This window comes from Streptomyces sp. NPDC026589 (assembly GCF_040638385.1).
Taxonomy (GTDB): Bacteria; Actinomycetota; Actinomycetes; order Streptomycetales; family Streptomycetaceae; genus Streptomyces.
The window spans coordinates 30035-45597 of record NZ_JBEZYG010000034.1 but is presented as its reverse complement, the minus strand read 5'-3'; the positions used below and the strand labels follow the sequence as shown (position 1 = coordinate 45597).

The 15563-nt window shown below is 70.0% G+C and carries 18 protein-coding genes and 2 pseudogenes; 19 read left to right on the top strand and 1 reads right to left on the bottom strand.

Translation table 11 applies throughout. The features are described from left to right. Window positions 1-83: 83 nt before the first annotated feature. The 17 genes and pseudogenes from AB0F29_RS37520 to AB0F29_RS37440 all read left to right on the top strand — a co-directional run bounded on the left by AB0F29_RS37520 (window position 84) and on the right by AB0F29_RS37440 (window position 14198). Window positions 84-851 carry a hypothetical protein gene (locus AB0F29_RS37520; RefSeq protein ID WP_361882254.1) on the top strand — a complete coding sequence of 256 codons (768 nt, stop codon included), beginning with the start codon at window positions 84-86 and terminating at the stop codon, window positions 849-851. 26 nt (window positions 852-877) lie between these two features. After that, window positions 878-1375, top strand: coding sequence for a hypothetical protein (locus AB0F29_RS37515; RefSeq protein WP_361882251.1), 498 nt, complete (start codon window positions 878-880; stop codon window positions 1373-1375). Between the two features lie 204 nt (window positions 1376-1579). Next, window positions 1580-2854 carry a hypothetical protein gene (locus AB0F29_RS37510; protein ID WP_361882248.1) on the top strand — a complete coding sequence of 425 codons (1275 nt, stop codon included), beginning with the start codon at window positions 1580-1582 and terminating at the stop codon, window positions 2852-2854. Between the two features lie 187 nt (window positions 2855-3041). Continuing rightward, a pseudogene (locus tag AB0F29_RS37505) lies at window positions 3042-4827 on the top strand (TraM recognition domain-containing protein). A gap of 228 nt (window positions 4828-5055) precedes the next feature. After that, entirely contained in the window at window positions 5056-5313 is a 258-nt protein-coding gene (locus tag AB0F29_RS37500) for a hypothetical protein (protein ID WP_361882245.1), read from the top strand. Next, a complete protein-coding gene (locus AB0F29_RS37495; protein WP_361882242.1) occupies window positions 5310-6479 on the top strand; it encodes a DnaB-like helicase N-terminal domain-containing protein in 1170 nt (389 codons plus the stop codon). Before AB0F29_RS37500 ends, AB0F29_RS37495 begins: the two co-directional genes overlap by 4 nt. A 40-nt stretch (window positions 6480-6519) precedes the next feature. After that, window positions 6520-7101 carry a hypothetical protein gene (locus AB0F29_RS37490; protein ID WP_361882238.1) on the top strand — a complete coding sequence of 194 codons (582 nt, stop codon included), beginning with the start codon at window positions 6520-6522 and terminating at the stop codon, window positions 7099-7101. 1 nt (window position 7102) lies between these two features. Then, window positions 7103-7285 (top strand): annotated as a pseudogene (locus tag AB0F29_RS37485) (DNA cytosine methyltransferase); the annotation flags it as partial. A 121-nt stretch (window positions 7286-7406) separates the two neighbouring features. Then, window positions 7407-8303 (top strand): DNA cytosine methyltransferase, encoded by an 897-nt coding sequence (locus tag AB0F29_RS37480; RefSeq protein ID WP_361882282.1) that lies wholly within the window; start codon window positions 7407-7409, stop codon window positions 8301-8303. Window positions 8304-8396: 93 nt separating this feature from the next. Next, a complete protein-coding gene (locus tag AB0F29_RS37475; protein WP_361882235.1) occupies window positions 8397-8996 on the top strand; it encodes a DUF4913 domain-containing protein in 600 nt (199 codons plus the stop codon). Next, window positions 8993-9760: a glycosyl hydrolase gene (locus AB0F29_RS37470; RefSeq protein ID WP_361882233.1), complete on the top strand. Its 768-nt coding sequence runs from the start codon at window positions 8993-8995 to the stop codon at window positions 9758-9760. Before AB0F29_RS37475 ends, AB0F29_RS37470 begins: the two co-directional genes overlap by 4 nt. After that, window positions 9757-10227, top strand: a complete 471-nt coding sequence (locus AB0F29_RS37465) for a hypothetical protein (protein WP_266399237.1) — start codon at window positions 9757-9759, stop codon at window positions 10225-10227. The genes AB0F29_RS37470 and AB0F29_RS37465 overlap by 4 nt, the downstream gene beginning before the upstream one ends. After that, window positions 10224-10892 (top strand): hypothetical protein, encoded by a 669-nt coding sequence (locus tag AB0F29_RS37460; RefSeq protein ID WP_361882230.1) that lies wholly within the window; start codon window positions 10224-10226, stop codon window positions 10890-10892. Before AB0F29_RS37465 ends, AB0F29_RS37460 begins: the two co-directional genes overlap by 4 nt. Then, window positions 10889-11713, top strand: coding sequence for a large ATP-binding protein (locus AB0F29_RS37455; RefSeq protein ID WP_361882228.1), 825 nt, complete (start codon window positions 10889-10891; stop codon window positions 11711-11713). Before AB0F29_RS37460 ends, AB0F29_RS37455 begins: the two co-directional genes overlap by 4 nt. Before the next feature lie 23 nt (window positions 11714-11736). Then, window positions 11737-12579 (top strand): winged helix-turn-helix transcriptional regulator, encoded by an 843-nt coding sequence (locus tag AB0F29_RS37450; protein ID WP_361882225.1) that lies wholly within the window; start codon window positions 11737-11739, stop codon window positions 12577-12579. Window positions 12580-12703: 124 nt separating this feature from the next. Beyond that, window positions 12704-13648: a DUF317 domain-containing protein gene (locus tag AB0F29_RS37445; RefSeq protein ID WP_361882223.1), complete on the top strand. Its 945-nt coding sequence runs from the start codon at window positions 12704-12706 to the stop codon at window positions 13646-13648. 58 nt (window positions 13649-13706) lie between these two features. Next, entirely contained in the window at window positions 13707-14198 is a 492-nt protein-coding gene (locus tag AB0F29_RS37440; RefSeq protein ID WP_361882220.1) for a hypothetical protein, read from the top strand. Between the two features lie 4 nt (window positions 14199-14202). On the opposite strand, the gene AB0F29_RS37435 is transcribed toward AB0F29_RS37440, so the two are convergent. Continuing rightward, the gene (locus tag AB0F29_RS37435) at window positions 14203-14493 is read right to left on the bottom strand and encodes a hypothetical protein (RefSeq protein ID WP_266399226.1); all 291 of its coding nucleotides are present in this window, start codon (window positions 14491-14493) and stop codon (window positions 14203-14205) included. A 215-nt stretch (window positions 14494-14708) separates the two neighbouring features. Between AB0F29_RS37435 and AB0F29_RS37430 the strand changes: the two genes are divergently transcribed. Together AB0F29_RS37430 and AB0F29_RS37425 are read left to right on the top strand one after the other, a co-directional pair. Beyond that, window positions 14709-15056, top strand: a complete 348-nt coding sequence (locus AB0F29_RS37430) for a DUF317 domain-containing protein (protein ID WP_266399223.1) — start codon at window positions 14709-14711, stop codon at window positions 15054-15056. A 111-nt stretch (window positions 15057-15167) separates the two neighbouring features. Continuing rightward, window positions 15168-15512, top strand: coding sequence for a winged helix-turn-helix domain-containing protein (locus tag AB0F29_RS37425; protein WP_266399220.1), 345 nt, complete (start codon window positions 15168-15170; stop codon window positions 15510-15512). Window positions 15513-15563: the final 51 nt, after the last annotated feature.

Genomic DNA, 15563 nt, shown 5'->3' with positions numbered 1-15563 from the left:
CTCGGAGTCCTCCGTGCCTCGTACCACCAGAACCATCCCGGACCTGGCCCCTGCCCTGCACGCCCACACCGGATGGATCAGCCATGCCCACCCATTACCAATCACTTCCCGATGTCGCCTTCGGTCACCACCCTGACCACGGCATCGTCGCCGCGAACCCGAAGCAACTCGTCTCCACCGCATGGATGTTGGCTCGGTTCGACTTCCACTCCGTACCGGACCAGCCGACGCTGTACGCACTGGCTGATCAACAGCGTGACGGACCGGGGCGTACCTCCCGGGCAGTCGCGCTGCTGCGCGAGGCCGGCTACCGGGTCGACGTGGACGCCGCGTACGACCCCTCGCTGGCCTCCCGTGCGAATTCCACCCGTGACCGGGCCCCGCGCACAGATCCCGAGGTGGCGTTCGCCGAGCATCCGCAGCTCGGCATCGTTGCGGCCACCAGCGACCACTCCTCGGCGCTCGGCGGCCAGCTCATCCTGGAGGAGCACGGCTGGCGGCTGGACCCGAATCTGGACATCTACACGCTGCCCGTCACCGCCGACCGCACCGAGTCCGTGCAGAAGGTCGCCAGCGCCACGGTGGCGATGCAGCGGTCCGGTCTCCAGGTCGCTGTTCATCCCCGCCTCGCCCACGACGCGGCGCCGCGCCGCGCTCCCGCGCCCACGAGCGCCGAGCGCCTCCTCCCCGGTCAGGGTGCCACGCCCAACAAATCTCGCAACGCCGCCGCGCTCGCAGCGAGCCCAGCGCGCTCGGGCCTCCGGGACAAGGCGCCGACTCCCGCCGCCGCTGCCTCCGGAGCTTCGGGTCGCCCCGTCGACCCGCGCATCGCGTTCTCCCGAAATCGCTAACTCACCTTCCATAAGGAGCAGTTCTCATGGCCGTGAAGACCATCTGGCCCATCACCCACTCGTGCGGCCACCACACCGCGCGCGACCTGTCCGGCCGGGCGGCCGATCGCCGCGCGGGCTTCGCCGAATGGCTCGCCAAGCAGGAGTGCACGGACTGCTGGCGGACCGCTAAGGAAGGGGACGAGCAGGACAAGGCGGCCTGGCTGGAGGCCAAGCGAGCCAAAGAGCAGGCCGAGTCGGAAGCCTGGTCGGAGCAGTACCGGATGCCTCCGCTGGAGGGGACCGAGCGGGCCGTCGCCTGGGGCGTGCGCTGTCGTCACCAGGTCCTCGCCGCTGCCTACACCGCCCTGGTACTCGAAGGGGAAACCGATGAGAGGGAGTGGGAGGCGATCGAGGAGGCCGCGCGCCTCGTCACTCGCGCCGGTTGGTGGATCGACCAGCGCTCCTCCGAGCCCGGAGACCTCGCCGAGCTGCTCCAGGCCGCCACCGAGGCCGACCGGCCGACGGAGAACCCTCACTTCTGACGCCCCCGCCACCGCTCCTCGCCACGTACCAGCGGCAGCCGGGCGCACTCGAACGTGTCGCCTCACGTGGCCCCGATGCCTAGAGATAGGCGGCGGCATCTACCAGCGAACTCCGGCCGGTCCAAATCGCGGTTTCTGCGGATCCTCTTCGTCTGACGGCCCGAACGCCCGGCTCGTGTCCACTACTCCTTCGAGGTAGACGCCGTGATCGCTCACCTGCAGCGTGCCAGCAACACCGTGGGGCTGCTCTCGTACCTGTACGGTCCCGGCGAACGTGGCGACCACGTCAGCCCTCGGCTGATCGCGGGCGAAGGTCACGGAGCCCCGATCGAACTGCTGGCCGAGCCCAGCTCGCTGCCCTACTTGGCGCACGCCCTCGACGCACCCGTCGAACGGCTCGGTACTCGTGTACCCGCGCAGCCGACGTGGATCTGCTCGGTTCGCTCCGATCCTCGGCAGCTGGACCTCACCGACTCGCAGTGGGCCGCTGTCGCCCGGCGATTGGTGGACGTCACCGGGATCGCTCCGGAAGGTGATCCGGATGCCTGTCGGTGGATCGCCGTACGTAACCGGCCACGGCAGGTGCACGTCGTGGCCACCATCGCTCGCGAGGACGGAAGCCTCCACAACGGCTATCGCGACGCCTTCCGTCTGCAATCCGAGTGCCATCTTCTCGCCGCCGAGTTGGGCCACCTGCCCATCGCTCCGCAATCGACGCCCCGCACCCAGGAGCCCCGCATGCCTTCTCCCTCCATCACCATCACCGCCGAGCCCAGCGGCAGCGTCTCGGCCAAGGGCGCCAGCGACGACCTGTCCGCCACGCTCCTCAAGCACGCCGGCTTCCAGCAGATCGACGACTGGTACGGCCGACGTCACCGCCTCCCCACCACTACCCCGACCGATGACCGGGCGGCCATCGCCACCCACGCTGCCGAGATGCTCCGCGCCGCTCGCTACGGTGTCGACCTCACCCCTGCCCTGGACACCACCAAGGCGTTCACCTCGGCGAATCCGCTCGGGCCCTACGCCGCCGGAGCGGAACTCCTCCGGCTCACCGAACAGATCAGGTCTGCCGAGACCGGCGCCGACCTGAAGCAGGCTCTCGACCACCTCCTTGATCCCGAGCACGGCGCGCTGGAGCGCATCCGGGAGGCGCTGGAGGCGGCAGGCGAGCAGATCACCGATCTCGACGATGAGGCGTTCCAGCTCGCCGACCGGTTCGGCTTCGCCGAGGACTTCGTCCACTCGGCGATGTCGGAACTCGTAGATTCGGACGACGAGTTGCTCGGCCTCGGCCATCCGCAACAGCCCTCGGACCAGGCGCAGACGCGCTCTCGATGGCTCCCCCAATTCCGAGGCGCCGCCGTCGCCGCTTCGCCTGCAGCGGCCAAGGCTCAGGTCTCCGCGTCTCCCGACTCTCGATCGACGCAGCCCAGCGCGGCCAGCCTCCCGCCGCGCGCGCCAGGCCCCCGACTGTGACTCAGGTCGTCCTGGCCGACGTCGAGACCAGTGCCCCGGCGCCCGCCACGCCGCCCCCGCCCATGGCACGGCCTGCCAGCCACCAGCGCTGAAACATTCCCCTCCGGCCGTCAAGGAGCAGACCCGCGAACGACACGAGAGCCGAGCGCGCCCCGCCGTCGCCCGCTCGCACCCTCAAGGAACCGCCGTGCCCCCACGTACCAGTGCGCCCTCGACCACCACCGGGTCGGACGCGCTCCTCTATCTCCTCTTCGGCGTCCTCGGCGCCGCCATATCCTTCGGCTCCCTCGCCTGGCTGACCGGCAACGTCACCAACTCCCTTGTCGGCAAAGGGCCGTGGACCCCGTTCCGCGCGACGGACGCCCTGCTGCACCCCGAGATGCTGTGGCCGACCCTGAACACCACAGCGCTGCTGGTCGGCGTGCGCCTCGTCCCCGGCCTGATCACTCTGGCCCTGGCCACCACCGGCCTCGTGCTGTGGATGCGCTGGCCCTCCGGCTCCAGGACCGGCCTCGCCCGGAAGGGCGAGCTGGCACCGCTGCTGGACAAGGAGAGCACCGCGAAGGCGAAGAGCCTCCGGCCCTCCCTCAGCGACCGGGAGCGTAAAAGAGGTCGCGCCCGCCGACCGCGGCATCCTGCTCGGCACCCTCGACCCCGGTCGTGCCGAGGTCCGGGCTTCCTGGGAGGACGTGATCGTCGCGATCATGGCTCCGCGCAGCGGGAAGACGTCCGGACTGGCGATCCCCGCGATTCTCTCGGCTCCCGGCCCGGTCCTGCTCACCAGCAACAAGGCCGCGAACGACGCCTTCACCGCGACGGTGGACGCCCGCGCCGAGGTCGGCACGGTCTGGACCCTCGATCCGCAGCAGATCGCGCACCACCCACGCGAGATGTGGTGGGACATCCTGGCCGACGCCCGCGACCTGGCCGGGGCGAAACGCTTGGCCGGGCACTTCGTCTCCGCGAGCGTGGACGAGTCGTCGGGCTCCGACTTCTGGTCCACCGCCGCGAGCAACACCCTCGGCGCACTGTTCCTGGCCGCCGCCAGCCACCGGCGGCCGATCACCGACGTCCTGGCCTGGCTCGCCACCCCGGCCGACCGCACCCCGGTGGACCTGCTCACCGACGCCGGCCACGACGCGGTCGCCGCCCAGCTCCAGGGCACCGTCTCCGGCGCAACCGAAACCCGCGATGGCATCTTTGAGACCGCGAGGCAGTACGCGAGCTGCCTGCTCGACCCCGACGTCGCCGCCTGGGTCACCCCGAACAAGGACCTCCCCGAGTTCAAGCCCTTCGCCTTCGCCACGTCTCGCGACACGCTGTACCTCCTCAGCAAGGACGGCGGCGGCAGCGCGAGCGCGATCATCGCGGCGGCGGCCGACGCCGTCATGCGCGCGGCGGTCATCGTCGCCGAGCGCTCCGGCGGGCGACTCGACCCGCCTGCACTGTGCGTGCTCGACGAGGCCGCGAACGTCTGCCGCATCTCCGATCTCCCCGATCTCTACAGCCACTTGGGCAGCCGGGGCGTGATCCCGATGACGATCTTGCAGAGTTATCGGCAGGGCCAGCGGTGTTGGGGCGAGGCCGGTATGGACGCCTTGTACTCCGCCGCCACCGTCAAGATCATCGGTTCGGGCATTGATGACGCCGACTTCGCCGACCGTCTCAGTCGGCAGGTAGGTGACCACGATGTCCAGACCACCTCGGTGTCGACCAGCGAGGGTGGCAAGTCCACCTCGGTGAGCATGCGTACCGAGCGGATCCTGCCGCCCGACGCGATCCGCGCCCTCCCGAAGGGCAAGGTGCTGCTGCTGGCCACCGGGATCCGGGTCGCCATGCTCAACCTCAAGCCCTGGTACAAGGAGCCCTCCGCCAAGGTCATCGGGCCGGCCTCCGCCCGTGCCACGAAGGCGATCACCGAGCGAGCCCTCGCCAAGACCATCGGCCACGACGACTTCGAGCTGTCGGCATGATCGCCCCCGTCCCCGAGGCGCTTCTGCATCGCAGTCGGCGGCCTCTGGATCAGGCACCGATCGACCGGGGCACTGTCCACGAGCGGTCGGGGCGACGGTCGACGTCTTCGACGCCGTCGCAGACGCCACCCCGGAGAACAGCAAGCCGGACCGCTGTTCCCTGCCGATCCGGCGCCCTCGTCCAGGCAGTCGGGCGCCCCCCACCTCTCCGCGTTCAGGAGTCCCATCGTGTCCCCGCGCAGTAACTCCTCCTCCGTGCCCTTCTCCGTGCCTCGCTCCGGACGGCTCGCCGGGTCGCCAGCCGTACGGCGTGACGGCAAGTGGTGCCTAGTCTTCGGTTCGGGTTCGGTCATCGCTACCGATCCGGCCTTCACCGGCGAGCTGGACCGCTTCGCCGCGTTGATGGCCGCCGCCGACCAGTCGGTCGCCGTTCTGCGCACCGCGCAGGGCGATCCGCTGGCTTCTCGTAGCCGAGGGCGACGATGAACCCGCTGTTGCGGGCGGAGCAGGCAGTCCTCGGCTCGGTACTGCTCGACCCGAACCAGCTCGCGCACCTGGACTGGCTCGCGCCCGATCACTTCGACCGTCCGGTTCACCGGGCCTTGTTCACCGCGCTGCGGAAGCTCCGACACGACGGTCACCCGGCGGCAGCGGCTGATGGACCGGTGCCGCTGTCGTGGGTGACCGACTCCGTCGTCGAGGCCGACCGTCACGTCCGAGGGCTGACCGCGGTGTACGCCCACACTCTGGTCTCGGCCTGCCCGCGTCCCGAGCATGCACCGGTGTACGGCCGCATGGTGCTGGAGGGGGCGATCCACCGGACCGTTGCCGAGCACGCGATCCGTCTCCACCAGGCGGCTCGGGTCGACGTCCTGCGGGGAGAGGTCGAGGGTGCGCTGCGGTCGGCGGATGTCCTGGCCGGGGTGCTCACCGATCTCGCGCGGCGCTGGGGTACCGAACCGCGTCCGGTCGCGCCGCCTGCCCCGCCGACCACCGTTCCGACCACGCCGACGGTTCAGGCCGACCAAGTTGCCGAGGACGAGCGTTTCCTGCTCGCCGTCCTCGCCGAGCAGCCGAAGGGCATGGAGGAGGTGGTGGGCTGGTTGCGGCCGGGGGACTTCGCCGACCCGGGCCACGGGCGGCTCTACCGGTGTCTCGGTGCCCTGCACCACCGGGGCGAGCCCATCGACCGGATCACCCTGCTCTGGGAGGCCCAGCGGCGGGGCCTCCTGGCGGACGGCACGATGTCGGGCGAGCAGCTCACCGCGATCTGCGACGGCGTAGGCCCCGGCAGCGCGGAATGGCTGGGTGAACGGGTCATGCGGTCCTCCGTGACCCGCACCGCAGCCGCTTCCGCGCGCGCCGTCCGAGCCTTGGCTCAGGACGAGGCCCTGGGCCCCGGGCCACTGATCAACCACGCGCTCTACGTACTCGGTCCGCTCGACGAGGTGCGCACCCGCTGGCAGTTGGCGACCGGCGACCCGCCTCCGGCGCCGAAGACCTCAGCTTCTTCGGACAACGTGCCTCGCCCCGCCCAGGTGCAGGCCGCCCTCGCCCGCAGCTCACCGAGCCTTCCCTCGCCACCCTCGGCACTATCCCAAGGTGCGCCCAGGTCAGCCGCCGTACGACCACGGTCCCTCGGCCCCAGCTGAAGCCTCCCTCCACGTCACTCCCTCTCCACTGGAACTCACCGTGAACACCACCCCCATATCCGACGCCCGAGCCCTGCGCACCGCAGCCGAGAACTTCGACGCCCTACGCGGCAAGCTCCCCTTCCCCGGAGATCCTCACCGCGGACCGGACAGCGTGACGGTCGCCAAGCAGATCTCGGAACTCGGCAAGAGGATCACCGCCCTGGGCGACGAGATCCTCATCCGCACCGTGTCTCCGGACCTGGACGCCCACACGGCCAGGGTCATCAGCGACTTCGCCGCCGCTGTAGAACCCGCCGGGGAGGTGGCCTCCGCGCTCGGCTCGGTGGCCCACCAGCTCTCCTTCCTGGAGCGAACCGAGCGCATGCGCGACCAGCCCGACGCGATGGATGCGCGCGAAGCGGCCACGCTGGTGATAGGTGACGCGCTCGGTCTGGCGGACGCATCCCTCCGGGACGCCTCCTACTCCCTTTACGCTGCGGCAGCAGCGGCGTCGCCTCCGCCCCGGCAGCTCCGGGCCGCCCGCAGCCGGTCCACAACCGCAGCCCCGCTTCCCGCCGCAGCGCCATCCACCGTTCCACCGGCTGCTGCTGCCCCGAGCCGGACCACACGGGGGCGGTGACATGGGGACCACCATCGTGCGCCCTCCGCTCATCGGCTCGCTCTGCTCGGGGTACGGAGGGCTGGACCTGGGCGTGCAGTCCGCCCTCGGCGGGACGCTGGCCTGGCACGCCGAGGTTGATCCGAACGCCTCGCGCATCCTGGCCCGCCACTGGCCGGGCGTCCCGAACCTGGGCGACATCACAGCCGTCGACTGGTCCCTCGTTCCCCGGGTGTGTGTCCTGACGGCCGGCTTCCCCTGTCAAAGACGTCTCCGTTGCTGGCCGCCGGGCCGGACTCAACGCCCAGACCCGCTCCGGGCTCTGGCTGCACGTCGCCCGTGCGGTCAATGCCCTCCGACCCTGCCTGGTTGTGATCGAGAATGTGCGCGGCCTCCTCACCTCACCCGCCGGTTCCCCTGGCGACGTGGAATTCTGCCCGTGGTGTCTGGGAGACACCGCAGGTCAGCCTCCTCTGCGGGCACTCGGTGCCGTACTCGGATCCCTGGCCGACCTCGGGTACGACGCGAAGTGGCTCGTGCTTCGTGCCTCCGACGTCGGGGCCCCGCACCGCCGCGAACGGACCTTCCTCGCCGCCTGGCCCACCGGAGACCCTGCTGAAGACGCCGACCAGCAACATCGGGAAGAACGGCGGCTCGCAGCATCCGTCGAAGCGGAAGAGCGGGGGGCACGGTCCGAACCTGGCCGACGAGGTCGAGTGGCTGCTGTTGCCGACCCCGAAGGCGTCGGACGGAATCAAGGGCTCGCCGCACCAGCGGCACGGCAACGGGGACATGACCCTGCCCAGTGCGGCGGCGTCGCTGCTGCCCACGCCGAGGGCCAGCGACACGGGGACTCCGGGCCGCCGCCCGGGGAAGGGGTGGCGTCCTCCCTTGTCGGCGGTGGTCCTGCCGCTCTGGACGGAGGAGTCGACGGAGTCCGCGGAGCGGACCGGCGATGGGGGCCGTACGCAGCAGCGATCACCCGATGGGAGATGCTCACCCGTCCCGTCCCCGAGCCCACCGATGCGGCCGGTCGGCTCCGTGCCGACTTCGTGGAATGGATGCAGGGCCTCGACGACGGCTGGGTCACCGCCACGCCGGGACTCGGACGACCGGCGCAGCTCACCGCGCTCGGCAACGGCGTCGTCCCTCAACAAGCGACTCGGGCAATGCAGTTGATGGCACCGCCCTTCCCTCGCTGTCCTCGCTGCGCGGGCGGATAGCCCCCTACTACCGGACCTTTCCGGCCGCGCCAAACTGCGGATTCTCCGGATCCTCTCGGGCATGTCGCCGTCTCACAGATGGAGCACGCCCCGATGTCCGACACCAACCCGACCACCCCCAGCCCCGAGCCGTTCCGCATCCCCGACGGGGATCTCGACGACCTTGCCAGCACCCTCGCCAAGACCATGGCCGAGGTCAGGCAGCACGGCGCCCTCCTCGACCGCCTCGGCTCCGACCCCGTACCCGTTGCCAGCCAGCACACGGATGACCTTCCGGAAGCCGAGGCGGCCGACGCCGCGCAGGGGGAGGGCCCCGCCTCGGTGTTCATCCTCGCCCTGGGCGGGGAAGCGTACGCCGCCGAACTCACCGCACTCAGCGACTGGGTGAACTACCTCTTCCTCCCCGTCTACGGCCGAGAGATCAGCTCCTCCCGTCCGTGGTGCGCGCGGTGGGACAAACACCCGGAGGCCGTCGCCCGGCTGCACGCGCTCTGGCTCGCGTGGCAGCAGCTCACTGATACCGAGGCCGGCCTGTCAGGTCCTTCGACCTGGCACCGCGACCACCTGGACCAGGCGCTGGTCCACCTCCGGGCCCCCGACGGCCCCTTCGCCGCGTGTACGACGAGCCCGACCCGGCCGAACCACCGAGTGCTGGTCACCCCGGCGCCCGAACAATCGGGAGCGACGGAATGAGCACGGAACTCGACTTTCACCTCGACGATCTTGCACCCGCCGACGCTGACTCCGAGTACGCGGAGCAACAGTTCTGGTCAGGCGACCTGACGGTCCTGACCGAGCACCACACCGCTCCTCACGGCTCACACTCCTACGTCGTCGCTCACGACGGGTCGGTCACGTGGGGTGTCCCCGGCGAGCCGCAGGTAGCCGCGATCAAGGTGGCGCGGGATCTCAGCCTCAACACGTTCACCATGGAGACGGCCTACCACGCCACGGTCCCCTTCGCCCAGAACTGGTTGATCGAGCACGGCTGCCCACCCGAGCAGATCACCGAAGTAGGCGCCGGATTCTCCACTCCCGCCGACGATCTCACCGTTCGTATCGAGGCACAGATCCGGGAGTCAGGCACGCGGTACGAGGTCATCGAGAGCCAGACCTCAGACTACGACCCGTGCGAAGCATGGACGTTGACCCGTGACGGTGAGGCCGCTCAGGCACCCGTTCGCCTCTTCCTCGAAGAGGGGGACTCCAACGCCCACACGTACACGCTGCGCGAGGGCACCTTCCCCGATGAGGAGACCGCTCTCCGCTGGCTGGACGACCGCAGCACCCCGCTGCCGCAGCCACCGGACCACCTCGGTGAAACTGCCGCTCTCCGGACCCGTGCCGCCCTCGCCCGCTCGGCCGGCAGCTCCGAGATACCGAAGACCGCCCCTGGAGCCCACCAGTCCGCGGCAGCCGTACCGGTACAGCGTTCGGTACAGGGGAGGCTGCTGTGAGCGCACGCTTCGCCTTCGCGGCGCATCCCGACGCCATTGAGGATCTGCGGAACCTCCCCGATCGCATCCGTGATCTGGCGCTGCTGGAGCTGCAGAACCTGGTCCACGGAAGCGACGACTGCCTACCCCTGAAGGGGCGTCTCGCCGGATACCACAAGGTGTACGTGGATCCGTCCGTCGCCTACCGGATGGTCATCCAGTTCCGCCCGGCCCCGCCCAGCTCGAACCACAAGCGCGAGGTCTACCTCGTTGCCGCCGGAAGCCGGAAGGACTACGCGGTCTACCGCTCCGCTCACCTCCGTACCGGCCCTGAGCGAGGTACCGAGGCGGACTCCCGTACGGCGGCCCGGGTGCAGGCCGCCCGCGCCCGCTCGCCCCTTGCGATCCAGTCAACGGCTGCTCCGTCGACCTCTCCAGCAGCAGTCCAGTCTCCGGCCGCTGCCTCTCGAAAGGCTCCCCAGCGATGACATCCGATCACGCCCCGCTCACGCGTACCGAACTGGCGAGCCTGCTCACCGATGCTGCGCACCGCGTCTCCGGGATCCTCACCGCCGACTATCCGACGGCCGCCAGCCGCTCCTACCTGCATCCCGTACTCGGTGCTCTGTCTGCCGGGCCCCAGGTGATCTGCGAGCTGAACGACCGGCTCGAAGAGTTCGTGGCCGACGATCCGCTCCCCACGACACCGGCAGGTCTCTTCACCCTGGCCTCCTACGCCTCCGCCCTGGGATGGCTCACCGAGTCCCTGGCCGAGCTGACCGCTTCGGTCGACCGGGTCTGCACACGCGTCGGCATCCCCACGGAGCCACCGGACTCCGCCTTCTCCGCCCCGGCCAGCATGAAGCAGGGCCATGACTTCGACTTCAGTTTCAGCGCGCTGGAGTTGGAGGCGATCCGTACTGCGGCCGACGCCGCCGGTCTCGCGCCGGACGACTACGTCGAGGTGCTCTCCGAGTCCTTGCTCGCTGCCTCCCGGATCACCGACGCCTGTATGGAAATCTCCGGCGGCCTTCTCGAAGACGCCACGTACGTCCTCGACGAGGTGACTGACCACGTCCGGCTCGGCGACGGTCCCGACAGCCTTCCCACCCTGGTCCGCTCCCTGCTCGCCCGGATGGAGACGGCCAAGTGAACCCCTACGACCCGAACACCGAGCCCGGTACGCACTTCGTCGCCGACGCGCTCGGTATCTCGAACGTCAACATGCTCAACACCACGTATCGTCCTGCCGATCCGCTGTACCGAGCCTCGACTCGGGTGATCACGTCCGCGTACGAGCTGAACGAGCAGCACGACCGGGTGACGGTTGCGGCCAGGGATGCCTTCCCGCTCCTCGAATCCATCGGGCGCGGCGAACTCGGCAGGGCCCGCACTTCGTACGCGTTCCTGCGAACATCGGTCCCGAAGCTCGGAGAACTCCTCACCAAGCAGGATCGGGCATACGACCAGCTCATCGAGGCCGTCTCCGCGTACCAGCGCCTTCTCCCCGGTCCGGATACCGAGCCCTCGGCGACGAAGGCCCACGAGGAGAACCGGGAACAGCGTGTCGGCCGGGACGACGACTGGGCGATAGAGGTGAAGCGCCAGATCAAGGCGCTCGAAGTGGTCGAACTTGGCGATCTACGCCTGTGCCGGACCGCGCTCGGTGAGGAGCCCTTCCTCTCTGACGGGACGGGCCGACGTCCCCAGGTGCTGCCCTCGACCGTCCGGCGGATGATCGCCGACGGGCTACTGCACCAGGACACCAGCGAGAGCCCGTACCGGCCGGGGCAACTCCTCTCGCTCACGTCCCGCGGCGAGGCCGCCCTTGGTGCGGCTCGTACGGCGACGTCGCGTGTGGCCGCTGCCCTCGGCCGCAGCGGTGCCCCGGCGAACCTTGGCCGCCCTGCCCGCCCAGCTGCAGCCCCCACCGCCGGTATCTCCAGCACGGCTTCCCACCCCCGCTCACGATGACCCCTACCGGAGAGAACGCACTCATGCCCAGCCCCACGCAGCCCCCCGCCTTCTCCTTCGACTCGGTCGACCCTCAGCGCATCGACCACGCGATTGCCCGGATCGGGCCAAAGTGGACCACCTGGTCGACGATGATCCTCGCCCAGGAAAACCGCCCCATGCGGGTGCGCGAGATCGCCGCCCAGCTCCCCTTCGTCGGCGAGCAGTCAGTAAGCCAGCGGCTGATGTACATGCACGCCGACGGCTTGATCACCCGTTCCGATGTCCGTCGTCGGGGCACCTACCAGCTCAGCGCGCTCGGCGAATCACTCGCCCCCGTGCACCACACCTTGTCGGACTGGTCCCGGGCCCACTTGCCGCTCCAGACGATGGCCGAAGCCGAACGCGTCGAGGACGCTCTGGGCCGTCTAAACCTTCGGCACACGACCGGCGTTATCCAGGCCCTCGGCACCAACGGCCCTCTGCGGTTCAGTCACATCGCCGAGGAGATCGGCGTGGACCGACCCTCCGCCCGGCAACGGCTTCTGCGGATGCAGGCCGACGGCCTAGTCGGACGCGCCGGTTCGCACCACGGCGCCCCCTACGTCCTGACCGATGCCGGCCAGTCGCTGGGGGCCGTCTACGCAACCATTGAGCACTGGAGCGAACCCTTCACCGCGCTCAAGACCTCGTCGAGCCCCGTCCACGTCGCGGCGGCCACGCGGACTCACACGAATGTCCCGCTGACGGGGGACGGTGCCCGGACCGCAGCGGCCCTGCGCCGGAGTGCCGCCGCGCCGAACGACCTGTTCAGCCACGCGACGCAGCCGCAACCGCGGGTGTCGGCGGCTGTCACCGCCCGGTCGGCCCCGGGCCGGGGGCGGTGAGCCGGGTGGTGGTGCTGAGAGCCAGTGCCGTCTCGCCGCTGCTACCGCGTCCGCGTGCGCCCCAGCACTTCACCCTCCCGCGCACGCGGGCGCGTTCCCCTCCTACGTGCCCGGAGTCTCGACCATGAGCGTCCAGCAGCCCAACGACAACTATCTGTACCAGGAGGTACTGGTCAGCCCGATGTACCTGGCCGGTTCCAACGGAGCCGGAGACGCCGGCTTCGCCCCTGTCGCTCACTGGCCGCACCACTACCTTGATGACGGTCCCTGCCAGCTCCTCGTCACGTCGCCCGACCAGAGGATCCGTATCGGCTGGTTCGGCGACGACTTCGAGCTGTGGAAGATCGCCGCATCCGAGGAAGCCGTCTCCTCACCCCGCTGGACAGCGACCTTCAACCATGTCACCCCGGCCGAGATCGTCGCCGGGCTGACCACCGCTCTCGCTCACGACTACGCCGAAGCCGATGCGTACGAGGGCAACGGGCGCTTTCTGGCGAGCCCCTCATACCGCTGGGCCGACGCCGTCCAGCCGCTGACCGATGCCGGCTGGACCCGCCACGGCGGGGCCGAACTCGGCACCGTCGAGATCACCGCCCCGGACGGACAAGCAGGCGTCCTCATCGACAACCGCCTCTCCCGTCGTGATGACGAAGCCGTCACCCTCTGGTCGGGTCCACCCGGTTGGGGCACCCGTGCGGAGGCCATCTTCTCGGCCCGTACGCCCACCCACTTGATCGCCGCGACGGCAGCCGTCATGGCCGATCCAGCCCCGGTGATACGCGAGCGCCACCAGATCCACCGTGAGGTGGCACACCTGGTCTCGCTCACCACCGTCACTCCGAGCACGCCCCAGGTTCCCCGGGCGCCCACTCCCCTCGACGTACGCCGCACTGCTGTCACGCAGGCCGTCCAACGCGCCGCGCGATTCCCCCGGACGGCCGCTGACCTCAGGGTCATGGCCGCCCGAAGCCGCACGTCGGCTTCGGCCCTGAACCCGTCCGGGAGTCCCGCGCCTGCTCTCGCTGCCAGGCCGTCGGCCAGCGCGTCGCCCCCGCGCCGCAGCCGCTGACCCCTGCTCCTCTTCCGGAACACCGCCTCTCCCCCCTTCGAATACCGGGAGTTCCGCCATGCCCGACGCCACCGCACTCGACCAGGCCACAACCATGATCGAGGAAGCCTGGGGCCGTCCGATCGAAGCTCTGGAGTCGATCGCGGTCCGCCGCCCGACCGCCGACCCTCTCCTACGCTCGGTCATGCACATCCGCTCGGCCCTCCTGGTCACCGCGGACAGCTCCGTGGCCGTGCACCAGGAGCGCCTGCACGCCCTCACCCGTCCCGGCCACGCACCGGCCTTCTACGACCTGCAACGCATCACCAGCTCCGCAGCCGACCTTCGCGTCGCCCAAGCCGAAAGCCGTACGGCCCTTCAGGCGATCAGCCATGTGGTCCAGGCGCGTGAAGCCGCCGCGACGGCGGACCGGGCCCCATCAACCCGGTTGGCTCAGGCCGCTGTTGCCCGCTCCAGGGGCGATCAACACGTCCTCGGCCAGGTACCGGCCCAGGCCGCTCCTTCGGCCGTCGTCGGGCCGCCGGCGCCTGGCCCGGGGCCACGTCGCTGATCGATCAGTCGTGGTCCTCGTCGCGGTGGGCGGGATCGCTCTGGCCCACCGTGCGCATCCAGATGCCGGAGCCCACCGCGCGGGCCAGCTCCTCCACCGTCAACTCGACGCGATATCCGTCAGCGCTGCGGTCCAGAACCACCTCGCCGTCGTCCCACCGCGCCTCAGGCTGGACGCCGACAGCCCACTGGCCATCGGCGACCATCGCGATATCGCCCACCGTCCACGGTCGCCCGGCTGCGCGGACCTTGTGCTCCAGCCCGGTCCCGACCTCGTGTCTGCTCGGCTTCGCCATCCCTACTCCCCCTTCGGCCCCGTGCGGCCCTTTGCCGCAACCCCAGTACGACAACTCCCTTCGCCGTTCCATTCCCGGCGCACGGCCCTGATGGCGTCGGCCAGTTCGCCCACGGCAGACGCCGCTTCCTGGGAATCGACTACGTACTCCGCCACACCTCATGTCAACGTACGGGTGTTGGGAAAACCGCAGGTCAACGAAGGGATCGTTCAACGGTGACCACCTCCGCCACCCTCCTGCCCGCCGTCGTCCGCCCGGCCCAGGAAGACCGCTGCTGGCTCTCCTCCGACCACTGCGCCGGCCCTGTTCTCGACCTCCTCAACAGCCTCGGCTGGGCCGTCGTCGACACCCCGGAGGCCAACGTCCACGCAACCAGCCCGGACGGTCACGTCTACGTCGGCTGGCTCCCCGAAGACCCCGCCGCCTGGAAGCGCGACATCGTCTGGCGCGTCCAGGTGCTGCCCGCCGACGGCGCTCCGTGGGTTCAGGAGTTCGGCATCCACACCCCCTCCGAAGCCGTCGCCGGATTCCTCGCCGCCCTCGTCGCCCACTCCTCGCACTGACCGCCGAACGACCAGAGCGAGCCGACAACGACCCGCCCACCCCGGCAGACCCGCCGATCCTCTTCTTCCTGACCGAAAGGCGTTGAAATGACGTTCTACTCCGATGACCTCGTGAGAATCGCGAACCACATCGTCGGCTCCGGCACCGCCGTCTTCGCGGCGTACGACGCCATCGCGGGGTCCGGCATGGCCTCGCGCGGTATCCCTCAGGTCTGCTGCGGGGTGTTGCTGGTGTACACCGCCGGGATCTTCCAGGACTACCTCCGCCGACGCGACACCCGTGTCGTCGCCTGCCTGTCTGCGAACCCCAACGCACCCCTCTCCAAGATCAGTTCCGCTACTGGGCTGAACCACGATCGCGTCGCCAGCTCGCTTCAGCGCCTGATCACCGACGGCCTGGTCATAGCGGAGACCGGACCCTCCACTCCGGCCCGGCTCTACCGGCTGGCCCACTGACTCCTCCGTCACCGGGCCGCCCATCGCGCCGTGGCACGCCAGCGGCGGCGC